Source organism: Corallococcus exercitus, assembly GCF_042231735.1.
In the GTDB taxonomy this organism is placed as follows: Bacteria; Myxococcota; Myxococcia; order Myxococcales; family Myxococcaceae; genus Corallococcus; species Corallococcus exercitus_B.
In genome coordinates this window covers 681,732-697,728 of sequence record NZ_CP102577.1, presented here as the reverse complement: position 1 = coordinate 697,728, position 15,997 = coordinate 681,732, and the positions used below count along the sequence as shown (strand labels likewise).

Annotated in this window: 7 protein-coding genes; 1 reads left to right on the top strand and 6 read right to left on the bottom strand. The window is 69.3% G+C overall.

Features of this window, described 5'->3' with window-relative positions:
• Positions 1 to 21: 21 nt before the first annotated feature.
• From NR792_RS02790 to NR792_RS02780, 3 genes are read right to left on the bottom strand one after another with little or no spacing between them, the layout of a single operon-like run.
• The gene (locus tag NR792_RS02790) at positions 22 to 585 is read right to left on the bottom strand and encodes a phage tail protein (protein WP_375758511.1); all 564 of its coding nucleotides are present in this window, start codon (positions 583 to 585) and stop codon (positions 22 to 24) included.
• Entirely contained in the window at positions 585 to 2,906 is a 2,322-nt protein-coding gene (locus tag NR792_RS02785) for a phage tail sheath subtilisin-like domain-containing protein (RefSeq protein WP_375758510.1), read from the bottom strand. The genes NR792_RS02790 and NR792_RS02785 overlap by 1 nt, the downstream gene beginning before the upstream one ends.
• Before the next feature lie 16 nt (positions 2,907 to 2,922).
• Positions 2,923 to 4,881 (bottom strand): hypothetical protein, encoded by a 1,959-nt coding sequence (locus NR792_RS02780; protein ID WP_375758509.1) that lies wholly within the window; start codon positions 4,879 to 4,881, stop codon positions 2,923 to 2,925.
• Positions 4,882 to 5,346: 465 nt separating this feature from the next.
• Here NR792_RS02780 and NR792_RS02775 point away from each other — a divergent pair, with 465 nt between their 5' ends.
• Complete coding sequence (locus tag NR792_RS02775; protein WP_375758508.1) at positions 5,347 to 7,668, top strand: PAS domain S-box protein; 2,322 nt, start codon at positions 5,347 to 5,349, stop codon at positions 7,666 to 7,668.
• A 25-nt stretch (positions 7,669 to 7,693) separates the two neighbouring features.
• Here NR792_RS02775 and NR792_RS02770 read toward each other — a convergent pair whose 3' ends face one another.
• The 3 genes from NR792_RS02770 to carB form a co-directional block, all read right to left on the bottom strand.
• Positions 7,694 to 8,359 carry a hypothetical protein gene (locus NR792_RS02770; RefSeq protein WP_375758507.1) on the bottom strand — a complete coding sequence of 222 codons (666 nt, stop codon included), beginning with the start codon at positions 8,357 to 8,359 and terminating at the stop codon, positions 7,694 to 7,696.
• A 115-nt stretch (positions 8,360 to 8,474) separates the two neighbouring features.
• Positions 8,475 to 12,356, bottom strand: coding sequence for a hypothetical protein (locus tag NR792_RS02765; RefSeq protein ID WP_375758506.1), 3,882 nt, complete (start codon positions 12,354 to 12,356; stop codon positions 8,475 to 8,477).
• Positions 12,357 to 12,632: 276 nt separating this feature from the next.
• Positions 12,633 to 15,884, bottom strand: a complete 3,252-nt coding sequence (gene carB, locus NR792_RS02760; protein ID WP_375758505.1) for a carbamoyl-phosphate synthase large subunit — start codon at positions 15,882 to 15,884, stop codon at positions 12,633 to 12,635.
• Between the last annotated feature and the right edge of the window lie 113 nt (positions 15,885 to 15,997).

Genomic DNA, 15,997 nt, shown 5'->3' with positions numbered 1-15,997 from the left:
GTGGCTCCTCGAATGGGGTCGTCAGGGCGTCGGGATGGTCGTCGCCGGCTTGGACAGGACGGGCCGGGGCACCGGCTCCCAGCCTTCGTGGGTGAGCTCCAGCGACAGGAGCGCCACCTCCCCCGCCATGGCGTCCAGCTTGGGCAGGGCGTGGAACTTGCTCACCCACGCGTTGTGCACGTGGAAGCTGCGGATGCGCGCCTCCATGCCCCCGGGCGTGGGCACGTCCGTGGGGTGCGCGTACGCGTCCCACAGGTCGATGAAGAGGTCGCGCTTCACCGGCTCGCCGGGCGCCTTGCCGGTGCGCGCGAACTCCAGCACCGCCCGCGCCCAGCGCTCCAGCGTGTCGTCGAGCGCCAGCCCCTGCTCCAGCACGAGCGGATCCCAGCTCACCTTGTGGGGCTGGGCGTAGCGGTGCAGGTTGTTGCCGCCCTCCCAGATTTCGTAGGCCCCCACGTTGACGGACAGGCCGGACACGGAGCGCACCCCCGCCACGTACTCGCCGGCCGCGGACGTGCTCATCCGGAGCCGGAAGCGGAAGGTCCGCAGCGGGTTGCGCGCGTTGGCGGGGACGGGCGTGGGCATCAGGCCGCCAGCAGGCTCTTCTGGCTGATTTCGATGACCACGAACTCCGCGGGCTTCAGCGGCGCGAAGGCCACCTGCGCGGTGACGATGCCCGCGTCCACGTTCTCCTGCGGGTTGGTGCTCCGGTCGCAGACGACGCTGAAGGCCTCCTCGGGCGTGCTGCCCTGGAAGGCGCCCTGGCGGAAGAGCCCCAGCATGAAGGACTCGATGGAGACGCGGATGCGGCCCCACAGCTCCTCGTCGTTGGGCTCGAACACCGCCCACTTCAGGCCGCGCCGCAGGGACTCCTTGAGGAAGAGCGCGGTGCGGCGCACCGGGATGTAGCGCCACTCCGGATCCGGAGACAGCGTGCGCGAGCCCCACGACACCAGCCCCACGCCGGGGAACTGGCGCAGGCAGTTGAGGCTCACCGGGTTGAGCAGGTCCTGCTCCGCGTCGATGACGGAGTACTGCAGCCCCAGCGCCTCGGAGATGGACGCCTCGATGCCGGCGGGCGCCTTCCACACGCCGCGCGTGGTGTCCGTGCGGGCGAACAGGCCCGCCACGTGGCCGGACGGTGGCACCAGCCGCGTGGGGTTGCGCCCCACGCCCACCGGATCCGCCACGCGGATCCACGGGTAGAACATGGCGGAGTTCTTCGAGCGCGCGGGCAGGCCCTCCACGAACTGCTTCGCGTCATCCGGCGCGACGACGAAGTCCTTGTCCACGCCGCCGGGGCCATCCGCGAGGAAGAAGCAGTCGCCCCGGTTGTCGCAGTACGCGATGCCGGTGGAGATGAACGCGACCTCGTTCTTGCCCGGCAGCGCCACGATGTTGATCTCCTCCGTGTCCAGCGCGTGCAGGCCGGTGCGCAGCTTCGCGTCGCCCGCGAAGTCGGAGGTGTCCAGCAGGCCCGTGCCGTCGTCGCCGCCCAGGAGCCGCACGTTCGTCACCGACGCCGGACGCACGGCGGGGTTCGCGGGCGAGTCGTTGGAGTAGCCCCGGGCGCGCGCCGCGAAGCCCAGCTGCCGGAGCATGGTGGGCACCGTGGGCTGGAGCGTTTCGCTGATGGAGAGCTGGAGCCCGTCGAAGCTCTCCGCCGTCAGGCCCGCGGTGCCGGCGGCGGCGTTGCCGGTGAGGCCGGTGGCGGTGAGCGACAGCGTGGAGGTGCCCGCCGCCGTGGGCAGGCCGGTGATGACGGTGTTGCCCTGCCCGTCCGTCACCACCGACGCGACCTTGCCGGCGAGCGCCGTGGTCAGCGACTGGTTCAGCTCCGCGGGCGTCACCGCCGCCGCGTTCGCCGCCAGGATGGGGATGGGCACCACCGTGGTGCCGCCCGGCGGGCCCACGGTGACCTTCGCGTCCTCCTCATCCAGGTCGTACGTCGTGCCCGAGGGCTTGGCGATGGTGAGCGTGGGCCCGGTGGCCACCTTCAGCGAAATCTCCGGCGAGTCCGAGCCGCCGATGACGAAGGTGTTGGTGAGCCCCGCGGCGGTGACGGCCTGGGTGAGGAAGGTCTTGAGCTGGGTGGCGTCCAGCTGCGTGCGGCCGTTGGCGAACGCGGCGGCCGGCACCGCGGTCGTCACCAGGGCCTGGGTGATGGGCACGTCCAGCGTCGTGCGGGGCAGGTCCGGCTGGGCCTCGTCCCAGGTGGAGACCTGCAGCTTGCCGCCGTCGTAGAGGCTGTACTTGGTGCCGGACAGCACGGCGGCCTTGAGCCTGGGCGGCACCCCCGGCACCAGCACCGAGCCGGAAGGCTGCGCGGCCAGCCTCACCTGGAACTCGTCGCGCACGCGGATGTAGCGGGAGATGTCGTTGATGCGGTCCGCGACGTAGTCCTCGCTGGACGGGTCCATGCGCACGTCCTCGAACGTCTCCAGGCGGCGCGTGGCTCCGGCCTCCGTCCAGATGACCTCCACGCGGAAGGCCTCGCTGGGGAAGTTGATGGAGTCGCTCACGTGGACGCGCAGGGAGTCGGACCACTCGCCCGCGCCCCGCGCGAGGAACGTGAGGGCGTTGAGGCCACCGCCCGCGCGCGAGACGAGGGGCGCGGACGCGCCGGCCACCGCGTCCGAGGGCAGCACGCGCACGACGTAGGCGCGGCGTCCGCCCGAGTCGAAGAAGGCCTCCACCGCCTGCGCGACGAGGCCCGCCTCCCCCGGCTCGTGGCCCCCGAAGGCGCGCTCGTACTCGGCGAAGCCGGTGACGAACTGGGCCAGGCCCGGGATGCCGCGCGCCGTGCGTCCGACGAACGCCGCCGTGGACGTGCCCACCCCTTCGATGGGGCGCGCACCGGCACTGATCTCTTCGACATAGACGCCCGGATGCAATCGCTCAGCCACGTTCATCCTCCTGGGTTCAGATGGTCCCGCGCCTGGCGGTATCGACTTCGGTGACGGACGTTCCCGGGTGGCCGCTGGCGCCGCGCGAGGCACCGCGCGCGATGAGGTCCACCTGGGGCTTCTCGACGAGCCGGGCGCTGGCGCGCGCGTTCGGCTCGTCCATCAGCGCGGAGACGCGGTAGTCCACGCTGCAGCGGTACAGGTGGTTCAAGAGGTCGTCGCGGCGGCGCAGCTGGGTCTGGAAGAAGAAGCACTCCTCCTGGAACACCAGCGTGCGGCCCCGGGTCCAGGCGCCCTCCACGGGCCGGCTGAGCGTCACCGCGTCTCCGTCCAGCCCGAGCACCAGCGCCTGGAAGCGCCGCTTGCCCACGCGATAGCCGTCCTCGCTCGCGCCCAGCACCACCACGTCGCCGACCTTGAGGCGAGGGGCCGCGGTGACGCTGCGGCGCAGCGCCGGATCCAACGGCCCCACCGGCTCCGCCACCAGGTGCAGGTGGTCCACCGTGAAGTCCAGCGGCGTGCCCGTCTGCGCTCCCAGCGTGAGCACCATGTCGCTGCCGGCGACGGTGACGCCGGGCGCGGCGACGGGCGGCGCGGGCGTGGCCTCCGCGTCCTGGAGCGGCTGCGGCGACCCGTCCGCCGACAGCCACACCACGCCCTCCCCCGCCTCCAGCCGCGCGTGCAGCACCACGCCGGCCTCCAGCCGCTCCGCGGGGAGGCGCCAGCGCGTCTCCGCGACCTGCGTGCCGCTGCCCTGGGACAGCGTCGCGGTGGCCACCACCTCGCCCATGAGCCGGGTGCCCACCTGCTCGTAGCGGACGACGAGCCGCAGCACGGGCTGCCCCTGCGACATCAGGACGGCCACCGGCAGCGTCTGCGCGGCCACGGCACCGGAGGCCACCCGCAGCCCCAGCGACAGCGCCAGCCCGTCCGGGGCCGGATTGTCGGCGTGGAAGGCATCCGGCACGGCGGGCATGGGGTGCACGAGGACGGAGGCGGTGCCGGTGCCGGACAGGCGCAGGCCCTCGGAGGCCGGCAGGAAGGACGCGCCCGGCGTCAGGTCCACGCGTCCGCCACGCGCGCGCTCCAGGCCCTGGTCGCTGGACTCCAGGTGCGCCAGGGACAGGAGCGTGGTGGGCTCACCGCGCGGCAGGAGGCGCAGCTTCGTGGCGCCGTCGGGGACGTCCTCGGCCAAGAGCGACGGGCGGAGGACCATCTGCCCGCGCGTGGGGATGGAGAGCGCCACCGTGTCCATGATGGACGCCAGGTCCACCTGCGAGCCCGCCCACAGGTCCACCTGCACGTCGATGGCCATGGCCTTGGGCGCGCGCAGCTTGCTCAGGAACGCCCTGCCCTCCTGGGCCCGCTCCGGAGGCTCCAGGCCCAGGGGGCCCGCGATGCTGCCGGTGACGGGCAGCACCTCCACGCTGGAGCGGAACTCCATGGACGCGATGCCCGGGTCGGAGCTGAGCGCGAGCCGGCCCCCCTCCAGGTCCCAGCGCGCGGTCGCGGCGGCGAGCGCCTCCAGCAGCAGGGGGTCCGTGAGCGGCGCGCCCGTGGGCTCCTGGAAGAGGCCGCCCATGCGCGCCTCCTCCAGCTTCGCGTTGAGGGCGGCCGCGAGCGCGGGGCCGGTGGCGGTGGAGGCGAACGAACCTCCCGGCAGGCCCGTGAGGGTGACGGTGGCGCGGCCATCCAGGCGCAGCTTGAGCGAGCCGCCCGGAGGCACGCTGTCCGCGGCGGCGCGAGGCCTGCCGATGAGGTGCCCCGGGACGCGGACGGTGGCGACGCCGGTGCGGCCGTTCTCGCGCTCGGGTTCAGGGAAGAGGCCCAGCGGACCGACGACGGAGAAGAAGGGCACGCGCGAGGGCCGGTAGCCCTCGTCCACGTAGCCATGCGCGGCGAAGACGCGCACGTCGCCGCTGCGCAAGGCCATCCTGCCCTGCCACAGCAGGCCGCTGAGGATCTCGCGAATCACGCGAAGGGACCCTCCAGGGCAGCGGCATGTCTGGTTTCAAGCTGCTGCGTCACGGCACCCCCCGGTACCCCGCAGAACCGCCTGGTCCACCGCATGCGACATGCGACGAGGGGGCGACAATGAACCAGGAACCAGACGGACGTCAACACTGGAGGGCCGACAGCCTTTGACCTGGAGTGTGTCAAACCTGACGCCGACCCTGCCCTGCGGGGAGGGTGGGACGGGGTGGTTGTCCGCCGGGTCGCGCCCCTCTTCCTGGAGGCCGCTCGTCATCCGGGACGCCGCCGTTGGGACTGTTCGTGGGGGCGCGGCCAATCAGCGGCTGCTCCTCCAGGCGGGCGCGGATTGCCCGCGAGGGCCGGGGATGCACACCCTCCAGGTCAGGCCACTCCCATGGTGGGAAGCGGCTTCACGGGGCCCTGCCTCCAAGCTCGCCGGGAAGGGCCGGGGTCAGAGGAGGCGCGCGTGGAGAGTCACAGCGCAAGCTTCGACCCGGAGTCCTCCGAGTCCATCACCGACGCGCACTCCCGGCTGCTCCTCGAGACGCTGGTGGCGAGCACGCCGGTGGGGCTCGCGGTCGTGGACATGGAGCAGCGCTTCGTCCAGGTCAACGACGCGCTCGCCGCCATGAACGGCATTCCGCGCGCGGCCCACCTGGGGCGCAAGGTGCAGGAGATCGTCCCGGAGATGTGGCCCACGCTCCGCCTCCAGTACCAGCGCATCCTGGAGGGCGGGACCGCGCAGACGGTGGAGGTCAGCGGCGCCACGCCGAAGGAGGTGGGCGTGGAGCGCCACTTCCTCGTCAGCTACTACCCGGTGCGCACGCCAGCGGGCGTGCTGCTGGGCATCGGCGTCATCGTCGCGGAGATCACCGAGCAGCGGAGGGCCCACGAAGCCCTCCGGGCCAGCGAGCAGCGCTACCGCTCGCTGGTGGAGGCCATGGCGCAGCCGGTATGGACCACCAACGCCCGGGGCGAGGTGGTGGAGCCCGCGCCCCGCTGGCTGGCGTTCACGGGCCAGACGCATGAGGAGCACCTGGGGCTGGGCTGGCTCGCCGCCATCCACCCGGAGGACCGCAAGCGCGTGGTGCGCGGCTGGGTGGAGTCCCTGCGCACGAAGACGTCCTACCGGGGCGAGTTCCGCCTGCGCTTCCACGCCGGGGGCTACCGGGACGTGGTGGGCCGGGCCGTGCCCGTGTTCGGCGACAAGGGCGCCATCCGCGAGTGGGTGTCCACGGCGGAGGACATCACCGACCGCAAGCAGGCGGAGGCCCGGGCGGAGAACGAGCGCGCGAGGCTGCGCGCCGTGCTGACGAGCGCCCCGGCGTCCATCGCGCTCCTCACCGGCAAGGAGCAGGTCTTCACGCTGGTGAACCCCCTCTACAAGCGGCTGTCCCAGGGAGCGGAGCTGCTGGGCACCTCCGTCAGGAACGCGGAGCAGCTCAAGTGCCTGCACTACTCCAGGATGCTGGAGAAGGCCTACACCAGCGGCGAGCCGGTGATGGAGAAGGAGATCGCCGTCACCACCGACTTCCAGGGCGAAGGGGTGGAGGCCACGCGCCGGTTCGACCTCGTGTGCCAGCCGCTGCGCGACCTGTCGGGCCAGGTGGACTCCGTGTTGTCGTTCGCCATCGACGTGACGGAGCGGGTGGAGGCCCGGAAGAAGCTGGAGGAGTGGGCCGCGTCGCTGAGGAACCAGCAGCAGTGGCTGGAGGCGGTGCTGGACCGGACGCCGGTGGCGCTCATCCTGGTGGCGCCGCGGACGGGCCGCATCCTCTTCGCGAACCAGGCGGCCCGGCAGATGGCCGGCGGCGACTTCCCCGGGGGCCTGCGGGCGGAGTCCTACTCGGGGGCGCATCGCTTCACGGACGAAACGGGACGCGAGCTGAGCATGGATGAGATTCCGGGCGTCCGGGCCGCGAAGGGCTCGCCCGTCCACGGAGAGCCGGTCATCTGGCACACGCCCACCGGGCACTACTCCCTGCTGGTGGAGGCGGCGCCGCTGCCCGCCCAGCACGGGCATCCGGCGGCCATCCTCCTGGCCCTCCAGGACGTCACCGAGCTGCGCAAGACGCAGGCCCAGCTCCAGCACGCGGTGTCCCTGCGGGACGAGTTCCTGACGGTGGCGTCGCACGAATTGAAGACGCCGCTGACGCCGTTGCAGCTCAAGCTCCAGTCCCTGGTGCGCGACGCGCAGTCAGCCCAGACGCTGGAGACGCTGCGGGAGCGCGTGACGAGGACCGCGGAGACCGTCTCCGGGCAGGTCCGCAAGATGACCACGCTCATCAACGACCTGCTGGAGGTGACGCAGCTCACGGGCCCCTCCGCGCCGCTGCGGCTGGAGGACGTGGACCTGGCGGACGTGGTGCGCAAGGAGGTGGAGCGCTTCCAGGCGCAGGCGGCGAAGGCGGGCTGCGAGCTCATCATCGAAGCCGCCCCGGGCGTGGCGGGCCGCTGGGACCGCCACCGGCTGGAGCAGGTGGTGAGCAGCCTGCTGTCCAACGCGCTGAAGTACGGCGCGGGCCACCCGGTGACCATCCGGGTGGAGAAGGGCCTGGGCCGGGCGAGGCTGAGCGTGAAGGACGAAGGCATCGGCATCGCGCAGGGGAGCCTCCAGGCCATCTTCGAGAAGTTCACCCGCGCCGTGTCGACAAGGCACTACGGAGGCCTGGGATTGGGCCTCTTCATCACCAGGCAGATTGTCGAAGCCCACCACGGCACCCTGCGCGCGGAGAGCCAACCCGGGAAGGGCGCGACGTTCATCGTGGAGCTGCCGGTGTCGGATTGATGCCACCGGTCATTCCCTTTTAGAGCTACAGCCAATCCGGCTCCTCGCCATTGAGCACGCGCAACACCTCCTCCTTGCGCGACGCGAGGTCCTTCACGACTCGAGCGAAGAACGTGAGGTCAAACCCAGCCACGGGCGCGTCGCCGTTCGTCCACCGCAACACCGCCGCGGCCATGGCCATGTCGAAGAACGCCTTTTCCACGGGGTCGGTGATGCTCGACCCGATCTCCGGCACGTCCTGCTGCCCCAGGAACACCTGCGTCGGATGCTCCTCGGCCCAGATGGGCCGCTGGCGCATCACCCAGGCGAAGACCTTGTTGGACCAGAAGCTCGCCATCGTGAGGGTGACCTTGAAGCCGGTCTTCGCGTTCACGATGTCCCACTCCCCTGCTTCGTTCACCGCATCCACGGCGAACGCCAGGGTGTGCTGGAAGTCGAAGTCCGCGAAGGACAGCCGCCCGCCAGGCGCCAGGACCAGCTCCTCCAGGGGCCGGATGATGAGCGACGGCGCCTCCACCCACACCCCGTCATGGGCCGCGTAGAAGCGCCGGACGTTCGCAGGGAACGTCACGCCCAGCCGCCGCTCACACGCGTCGAGGGCTTCCCCTGTCGCGCCAGGACTGAAGCGGACCCCCATCCCGATTCTTGACGCCGCCTTCTCGAGCGCAGGCCGGAACTCCTCGATGCGCATTCGTCCCCTCTTCCTCCATGACTCGCGGCCCCCGAGCTCCCAGGGGCCGCGAGCACTCACGGTCTTCTGTCTTCAGCTTGATGAACCCAGGGAACCCGCGGAGGCTCCCCGCGGGTCACATGTCATTTCCTCCTTCGCAGCGGCAGAACAGGTCGTTGCACACGGAGATGCCTCCCCCGGGGCAACTGGGCGTGCCACAGACGTGGCTGATGGGCGCACACCCCAGCCCCGGTCCGCAGGTTCCACAGGTATAAGATCCGCCACACCCGTCCGACGCCGTGCCGCACTGCCAGTTCGCACAAGCCGTCGCCTGAGGCACGGGAGTGCAGGTTCCACAGACGTTGGCCGTGCCGCCGCCACCGCAGGTCTGCGGACTGGTGCAGCTCCCGCAGGAGGCCACCGTGCGCGCCTGACCGCAGTTGTCCGTGCCGGTCACCGCCCCACAGCTCTTCCCCAGGCGGGTGCAGAACTGAGCGTCCGTCTCCCCTGAGCAAGCGCAGACGTTGGCCGTGCCGCCGCCACCGCAGGTCTGAGGACTGGTGCAGCTTCCACAGGACGCCACCGTGCGCGTCTGGCCACAGTTGTCCGTGCCTGTGACGGCCCCGCAGTTCTTGCCCTGCCGCGAGCAGAACTGGCTGTCTGTTTCCGCGGAGCAACCACAGACGTTCGCCGTGCCACCACCGCCACAGGTCAACGGGGATGTGCACGAACCACAGGAAAGCGTACCGCCACATTCATCCGGCACGGATCCACAGGTCGCGCCCAGCTCCACGCAGGTCTTGGGAGTGCAGACGCCCGCCACTCCCTCCAGCGTCACCGTGTTGTTGGCCAGGGTCGGATCCACCGGCACATCGGCATCGACCGAGACCGAGAACGCCCCCAGCTCCGTGGGCTTCAGCACGAGCGAGATGCTCGTGGACGAGCTCCCGACGATCGCTTGCGCCGCGCAGATGATACGCGTGCCAGAGGCGTGGCAGGGCTGTCCTGTTCCACCCGTGCTTTGAACCAGGGTGACCTCCTCCGGAAGAACCACTCGGAAATACAGCCCCGTGGCCGGAAGCGTGCCCGTGTTGGTAGCGGTCGCCGTCAACTGCATCTCACCGTTCACGGCCACCGTGGTCGGCGACAGCGCCGCCACGAGCTGCACATCCACATAGGCCAGGTCGGGATCGCACGCGTCCCCGATCCCATCCCCATCACTGTCCTGCTGTCCCGGGTTGTGGACCAGCGGGCAGTTGTCATTGCGAACGCCCAGCCCATCTCCGTCGAAGTCCACGTCAGGCACGGGCTCCCGAGGGTCGACGGTCAGCTCTACCGGTCCCCCGTTCGAAACGCCTGTCTTCTCCGAGCGCGACGCCGTGCGGAATTCGAAGTTGATCTTCGACCACTCCTCGGCCCCGGAAAGCACCGCCGCGCTGTTGCCAGGGCAGGAGCTACCGAAGGTGTCGATGGGAACGGGAATGCCCGTATCCGTCGCGGCCCCGCTGCCGTTCCAGTCAATGGCCAGGGTACCGGCATCGACCCGCTGAACACCTCCGTCGGGCAGACCGTGGACAAGGTTCTTCACCAGGACCGCCCCAACGCCCTGGGGCTCATTGAGCTGGGTCTTGTCGAGCGGGCCCAGATCCGCCTGTGAGTAGTCGAGGACTCGCTCCGGATCATCCTTGGCGAACTGGTAGGCGTAATTCATCACGCTCTGATGGTGAGGCTTGCAGCTCAAGTTGTCTCCGCCACCGTGCCGGAGCCCAAGCGTGTGCCCCAGCTCGTGCATGAACGTGTCCGCGTTCATCTGCTGAAGCCCGCAGCGCTTGCGATCAAACGGCTGCGTACACCGCGCCATCATCAGGCCGGTGGAGACAACCCGCTCGGGAAGTGTCACGCCTCCATCGGAGGCCACGTAGTCCCCCAGGCTTGACGCGGCCACGACGAGAAGGTTGCCGTTGTTCCGCGCGATGCCAGTGGAGTGGATCGCGTTCCCATTCGAGTCCGCGAAGAGGACGTAGCGGTGACTCAGGTAGCGGGCGCCCATGACGTCGGGGCATGCGGCGGAGGCGCGCTCAGTGGCCGTCCCCAGGTGGGCCCCCGCATCCGGTGCGCAGGGGTTCATGCCGGTGCCGTAGACCAGCGGCTCAACGAACGCCAGGGAGGAGGACCCACCGTCGAGCTGGGAGTCGACCTCCATCGCCTGAAACGCCGTATAGTCCGCCTCGGGCAGCTGTTCATCGAAGCTGACGTGAAGCGCGATCTTGTTCTTGCGGAAGACGTCCTGAATGGCCGTCATCTGAGCCGCGGTGGGCCGATGCGCGACGCCGCCGTCATCCGGATCCTCCATGTAGTCCGCTTCAACGAAGAGGTCCTTCTCGTTGACCTTGGCATTGTAGGGCGCCAGGTGGAGCGGCAGGTCGATGGTGCCATCCTGATTGAAGTCGATACCGCGCGCCTCCCAGTGGTCGGGCAACGCATCCGCGTCCGCATCCCTCCAGGTCGCGAGGGCCAGGAGCCGGCCTTGCTGTGTCTGGACGTTGAGGGCCAGCTGGTGCTCCCCCTGCGTGAAGCCTGGCGCGGTAATCCCACTGCGGTAGCGGGGGGCACGTGCGAGGGCGAAGTCGTAGGTGAATCCCTGGACCGTCCTGTCCCCGAGGGTGTCTCCCACCTGGATGACGGGCGTCGGAGCCAGGAGCTTGGAGATGGGGTAGTCGGCCGCGTTCACCAGGTTCATCCGGACAGTCCACAGGCCCTTCTGCGGACTGAACGTCTTCATGAAGTCCTCCCCTTCCGGAGTGGCCGTGAACGCGACGACGGCGGTGTCCCCATTCAAGATGGAGTTGTACTTGTGCCGGATGACGAGCACCCGCTCGTCCGGATTCGGGAAGGTGAGCGAGCGGGGGGTGAGGTTCGAATCAAAGCCAAGCTCAGCCGAGTAGCAGACTTCGCTGGCAGGCCCACCGTCGGGGATGCAGAGACCATCCATGTTATTGAATCGGGAGTCTTGAACCTCGAAGCGCTTGCCCTTCCCCGCGATCTTGGCGAACAGGCGCGTTCCCGCGGCATTGGTGGCGCTCAGGAAGATACCGGGGCCCGCCTCCTCCCGAAGCGCTTGAGCTCCCGCGGGCGTCAGGTCTCCATAGAATGCAATGAGCTTTCCATCCCGTGAGATGCCGGGCTTCTTGCCCACGTAGGAGAAGTAGCCCGCTGGCAGCACCGCCACGGGAGGCGCTGAGTTCACCGGATACGGGAAGAGCAGCAGCTCGCTCGTCTCATCCGGGCGGATCAGGGTCTGGTTGTTCGCATCCACGATGACCGGAAAGCCACCGTCCAGCTTGGCCTGCTGGAGCGTGCCCCCATCCTCGTTCAGCCCCATGGAGACAAGGACCGTCCCACCGTCCTTGTTCGTGGCAATGAAAGCCACCTTGTCACTGTTGTTGATGGTGACGTTCGGGGTGATGGTGGCGAAATCCACGTCCCGAGGGCCGCCGCTCGTCGCGAAGCTGCCAATGTCGCCCGCCGTCGCCGGGTTTGTGTCGAACAGGTAGAGCGTCTGGGTATTGGTGCTGGATTGGCGCGCCGTTACCGCGACATGCCCCATCTCGTTGATGGAGCCACTCGACAGGTATCGGCGGACAGTGCTGGGGCCATAACTGACGACCTTGAATCCCACCCCTCCGTCCAGAGCGAGCTCCGCCGCGGCAATGGCACTCAGCTCCGAGCCCGCATGATCGTTGTGATAGAAGGCAATGGCCCCGTTTTCGGCGAGCCCCGGCGGGTGATTGTAGCCTCCCCGCCCCGCACTTGGATCCTGTCCCTCGGTCGCCAGGACCGTGAAGGCGTAGAACCGCCCGGAGATGGCCGTGTTCCGCGCCAGGCTCAAGGCTTGTGGGCGAGTGCCTACCAACTCCTGCGGCGCGGGAGCCTCATCAATACATGCCGTGAGAAGGCTGAAAAAGATTGCAAGCCCGGCCGTGCGCAATGACACGAGTCGGGAGGTGGAATGGGTCAAGACAGATCTCTCAAGGCAACGAAGCAAGGGGAGGCATCCGGGAAGCGGATGGACTGACCCGTCAGCGGCTCCCTGACGTTCAGGGGTGCAGGGATTGGGCGGGTCCCATCCCAGCCACGACGGATTGTGCAGGCTGAAAGCCTTTCGCAACCCTAACAGGACTTTCGGATTTTGAACATGGGCGGCGCGAGGGGCAGGAGGGACACCCTGCCTTCGCCATCAACGCCCAGGTCCTGCGCGCCCCCTGTCATCCAGGGGGCGCAATTCCTTACAGCACTACCGCCGCGCCGGAGGCACGCCCGCGTCGCCGTACAGGTAGCCCTGCAGCGGCTTCACCGCGAGGTCCGAGCGCTTCAGCGACTCCAGCGCGCCCACCGCCATGCGCGCCGCCTGCACCGTCGTGTAGTACGGCACCGAGTGCATCAGCGACTCACGGCGGATGGAGAAGCTGTCCGCGATCTCCTGCTTGCCGAAGGTGGTGTTGATGACCAGGACGATCTCCCCGTCGACGATCTTGTCGACGATGTTCGGCCGGCCCTCCTTCACCTTCTGCACCCGCTGCGACTCGATGCCCTTCGTCTGCAGGTAGTCGTGCGTGCCCGACGTCGCCGTCAGGCTGAAGCCCAGGGAACGCAGGCGCCGCGCCAGGTCCACCACCGCCGGCTTGTCCTCGTCCTTCACGGAGATGAACACCCGGCCCGTCTTGGGCAGCTTCACGCCCGCCGCCAGCTGGCTCTTCGCGAAGGCCGACGCGTAGTCCTCCGCCAGGCCCATCACCTCGCCCGTGGACTTCATCTCCGGCCCCAGAATCACGTCCACCCCGGCGAAGCGCGCGAACGGGAAGACGCTCTCCTTGACCGCCACGTGCCGGAACTCCGGCTCCTCCGTGCGGCCCAGCTCCTTCAGCGTCTTGCCCACCATGCAGAGCGCGGCGATCTTCGCCATCGGCATGCCCGTGGCCTTGGAGATGAACGGCACCGTGCGGCTGGCGCGTGGGTTCACTTCCAGGATGTAGATGTTCTTCCCCTGGATGGCGAACTGCACGTTCATCAGGCCCACCACGCCCAACTCGCGCGCCATGGCGATGGCCTGGTCCTTCATCCGCTCCACCAGGTCCGGCGACAGCGAGTGCGGCGGCAGCGTCGCCGCCGCGTCACCCGAGTGCACCCCCGCCTCCTGGATGTGCTCCAGCACGCCGCCAATCAGCACCTGCCCCGTGCGGTCCGCCACCAGGTCCAGGTCCACCTCGATGGCGTCCTTCAGGAAGCGGTCGATGAGCACCGGGTGCTCCGGCGACGCGCTCACCGCCTCGCGCATGTAGCGCTCCAGGCTGGCCGCGTCGTAGACCGTCTCCATCGCCCGGCCGCCCAGCACGTACGACGGACGCACCATCACCGGATAGCCGATGCGCTCGGCCACCTTGAAGGCCTCCGCGTGGCTGCGCGCGACGCCGTTCTCCGGCTGCTTCAGGCCCAGCTTCTCAATCAGCTTGGAGAACTTCTCGCGGTCCTCCGCCCGGTCGATGGCGTCCGGCGACGTGCCCAGGATCGGCAGCCCCGCCTGCTCCAGCGGCACGCTCAGCCGCAGCGGCGTCTGCCCGCCGAACTGCACGATGGCGCCCACCGGCTTCTCGCGCTGGGACACCTCCAGCACGTCTTCAATGGTCAGCGGCTCGAAGTAGAGGCGGTCGGACGTGTCGTAGTCCGTGGACACCGTCTCCGGGTTGCAGTTGACCATCACCGTCTCGTACCCGGCCTCGCGCAGCGCGAAGGCCGCGTGCACGCACGCGTAGTCGAACTCGATGCCCTGGCCGATGCGGATGGGACCGCTGCCCAGGATCAGGACCTTCTGCCGGTCCGTGGGGGGCGCCTCGTCCTCCTCCTCGTAGGTGGAGTACAGGTAGGGCGTGTACGCCTCGAACTCCGCGGCGCAGGTGTCCACCCGCTTGAACACCGGACGGATGCCGCGCGAGTGCCGGTGCGCCCGCACCTCCGCCTCCGGGTAGCCCATCAGGTTGCCCAGGTACTTGTCGGAGAAGCCGTGCGACTTCGCCTGGCGCAAGACGTCGTCCGGCAGATGGTCCAGCCGGCCGATGTCCGCCAGCGACTGCGCCTCGTGCACCAGCGCTTCGATGTGCCGCAGGAACCACGGGTCGATGGCGGAGAGCGCGTGGACCTGCTCCACCGTCATGCCCTCGCGGAACGCCTGCGCCACGAACCACGGACGCTCCGGGCGGGGCACGCGCAGCCCCTCGTTCAGCACCTTCTGCCGCTCCTCCTTCTCCGTGGGCAGCTCCGGCGACTCCAGGCCCACGCGCCCCAGCTCCATGGAGCGCAGCGCCTTCATGTACGCCTCGGGGAAGGTGCGGCCAATGGCCATCACCTCGCCCACCGAGCGCATGCTCGTCGTCAGCGTGCGGTCCGCCTTGGGGAACTTCTCGAAGTTGAAGCGCGGCACCTTCACCACCACGTAGTCCAGCGTCGGCTCGAAGGAGGCCGGCGTGTCGCGGGTGATGTCGTTGCGCAGCTCATCCAGCGTGTAGCCCAGCGCCAGCTTCGCGGCGACCTTCGCGATGGGGTAGCCCGTCGCCTTGGACGCCAGCGCGCTGGAGCGCGACACGCGCGGGTTCATCTCGATGACGACCATGCGGCCGTCGCGCGGGTGGATGCCGAACTGGATGTTGGAGCCACCCGTGTCGACGCCAATCTCGCGGATGATGGCCAGCGAGGCCTGCCGCATGCGCTGGTACTCGCGGTCCGTCAGCGTCTGCGCGGGCGCCACGGTGATGGAGTCACCGGTGTGCACGCCCATCGGATCCAGGTTCTCGATGGAGCAGATGATGATGACGTTGTCCGCGGAGTCGCGGACCACCTCCAGCTCGTACTCCTTCCAGCCGAGCACGCTCTCCTCCACGAGGATGGTGGAGGTGGGGCTCGCCTTGAGGCCCGAGCGGCAGATGGCCTCGAACTCCTCGCGGTTGTACGCGATGCCGCCGCCCGTGCCGCCCAGCGTGAAGGAGGGGCGGATGATGGCCGGGAAGCCGATCTCCTCCACCAGCGCCATCGCGTCCGTGAGCGTCGTGGCGTAGCCGCTCTTGGGCAGCGCCACGCCAATCTTCTGCATGGCCGCCTTGAAGAGCTGGCGGTCCTCGGCCTTGTTGATGGCCTCCAGCGACGCGCCGATGAGCCGCACCCCGTACTTCTCCAGGATGCCCCGCTCCGCGAGCGCCTTCGCCAGGTTGAGCGCCGTCTGTCCGCCCATGGTGGGCAGGAGGGAGTCCGGGCGCTCGGCGGCGAGGATCTTCTCCGCCGCCTCCACGGTGATGGGCTCGATGTAGGTGCGGTGCGCGAACTCGGGGTCCGTCATCACCGTGGCGGGGTTGCTGTTGAGCAGCACCACCTCCACGCCCTCGTCCCGAAGCGCCTTGATCGCCTGGGTGCCTGAGTAGTCGAACTCGACGGCCTGCCCGATGACAATCGGGCCCGAGCCAATCACGAGAACCTTCCGGATATCAGTGCGCTTGGGCATCGGGCGCCCCCCATACCAACGTCCGCCCCCACATGCACGCGGTGCGTTGTGGCATCCAAAGGGACCGTCCGATGGCCGCTTGCTCGGAGGACCCCGGCCCGGCGTCCTCTGCT

Coding starts and splice junctions, on each gene's coding strand:
- NR792_RS02790 (WP_375758511.1), bottom strand. CDS start 585: ATGCCCACGCCCGTCCCCGCCAACGCGCGCAACCCGCTGCGGACCTTC.
- NR792_RS02770 (WP_375758507.1), bottom strand. CDS start 8,359: ATGCGCATCGAGGAGTTCCGGCCTGCGCTCGAGAAGGCGGCGTCAAGA.
- carB (WP_375758505.1), bottom strand. CDS start 15,884: ATGCCCAAGCGCACTGATATCCGGAAGGTTCTCGTGATTGGCTCGGGC.